This window comes from Saliniramus sp. (assembly GCF_035311605.1).
Taxonomy (GTDB): domain Bacteria; phylum Pseudomonadota; class Alphaproteobacteria; order Rhizobiales; family Beijerinckiaceae; genus Saliniramus.
Window position 1 is genome coordinate 1 of the sequence record NZ_DATGCW010000151.1, and the last position, 2,008, is coordinate 2,008.

Below are 2,008 nucleotides of genomic sequence, written 5' to 3' on the forward strand. Positions count from 1 at the left end.
TGATGATCGGCGAGATCGGCGGTTCGGCGGAAGAGGAAGCCGCGCAGTTCATCGCCGACGAAGCGAAGCGCGGGCGCAAGAAGCCGATGGTCGGCTTCATCGCCGGTCGCACGGCGCCTCCGGGCCGCCGCATGGGCCATGCAGGTGCGATCATCTCCGGCGGCAAGGGTGGCGCGGAAGACAAGATCGCCGCCATGGAAGCCGCCGGCATCAAGGTCTCGCCCTCCCCGGCGCGGCTCGGCACCACGCTCTCTGAGCTTCTGAAGGGCTGAAACCCCGAAACCTCCGGTCGCGCGCGATCCGATCACGGTTCTTGCGCGACCGGACCGAATATCGCCTGAATCGGCCCGCAAGACGACGGCTCGATCAAACCCTCGAAGGGGCCGCGACCCGGCCCCGCCACGGCCTCCGGCGACAATCAACCGGCGGCCCCTCGGACGGACAAGCCATGGCACGCCAAGACGTCAACGAAGCGCTCCTCCAGACCTCCTTCCTCGACGGCGCCAATGCCGCCTATATCGAGGATCTCTACGCCCAATACGCCAAGGATCCGAAATCGGTCGATGCCGAATGGCAGGCCTTCTTCGGCGCGCTGAAGGATGACGGCGCCGTCGTCGCGAAGAACGCGCAGGGTGCTTCCTGGAAGCGCGAGAACTGGCCGATCGCGGCCAATGGCGAACTCGTCTCGGCCCTCGACGGCAATTGGGGGCAGATCGAGAAGACCGTTGCCGAAAAGCTCAAGGGCAAGGCCGAGGCCAAGGGCGTCGCGCTGACCGAGGAACATGTGCAGCAGGCCACGCGCGATTCGCTGCATGCGCTGATGATGATCCGCGCCTACCGCATGCGCGGCCATCTGCACGCCAATCTGGATCCGCTGGGTTTCGAGAAGCGCGTCAATGACGAGGAGCTCTCCCCGGCCCATTACGGCTTCACCGAAGCCGATTATGACCGCAAGATCTTCCTCGACAACGTGCTGGGGCTCGAATTCGCGACGATCGGCGAGATCCTCGCCATCCTGCAGCGTACCTATTGCCAGACGCTCGGCGTCGAGTTCATGCACATCTCCGACCCGGTCGAGAAGGCCTGGCTGCAGGAGCGCATCGAGGGACCCGACAAGGAGATCGAATTCACCGCGCGCGGCAAGAAGGCGATCCTCAACAAGCTGATCGAGGGCGAGGGTTTCGAGAAGTTTCTCGATCTCAAATATACCGGCACCAAGCGCTTTGGCCTCGACGGCGCGGAATCGCTGATCCCGGCACTCGAACAGATCATCAAGCGCGGCGGCAATCTTGGTGTGAAGGAGATCGTGCTGGGCATGGCCCATCGCGGCCGCCTCAACGTGCTCACCCAGGTGATGGGCAAGACGCACCGCGCGCTGTTCCACGAATTCAAGGGCGGCTCCTTCGCCCCCGACGATGTCGAGGGCTCGGGCGATGTGAAATACCATCTCGGTGCATCGTCGGACCGCAGCTTCGACGACAACAACGTCCACCTCTCGCTTACCGCCAATCCCTCGCATCTCGAGATCGTCGATCCGGTTGTGCTCGGCAAGGTCCGCGCCAAGCAGGACCAGCACGGCGAGACCGGCGAGAACCGCAATTCGGTGTTGCCGCTGCTGCTGCACGGCGATGCGGCCTTCGCCGGCCAGGGCGTGGTGGCGGAATGCTTCGGCTTGTCGGGACTCAAGGGACACCGCACCGGTGGCTCGATCCACTTCATCATCAACAACCAGATCGGCTTCACCACCAACCCGCGCTACTCGCGTTCCTCGCCCTACCCTTCCGATGTGGCGAAGATGGTCGAGGCGCCGATCTTCCACTGCAACGGCGACGATCCGGAAGCGGTGGTCTATGCGGCCAAGGTGGCGACGGAATACCGCCAGCGCTTCCACAAGCCCGTCGTGATCGACATGCTTTGCTACCGTCGCTTCGGCCACAACGAAGGCGACGAGCCATCCTTCACCCAGCCGCGGATGTACAAGATCATCCGCGAGCATCCAACCACGCTG

The 2,008-nt window shown here is 63.9% G+C and carries 1 protein-coding gene and 1 pseudogene; both read left to right on the forward strand.

Going from position 1 to position 2,008, the window contains the following annotated elements:
* A pseudogene (locus VKP01_RS07190) lies at nucleotides 1–272 on the forward strand (succinate--CoA ligase subunit alpha); the annotation flags it as partial.
* 176 nt (nucleotides 273–448) lie between these two features.
* The coding region (locus VKP01_RS07195) for a thiamine pyrophosphate-dependent enzyme (protein WP_324411478.1) at nucleotides 449–2,008 on the forward strand (1,560 nt) is incomplete at its 3' end.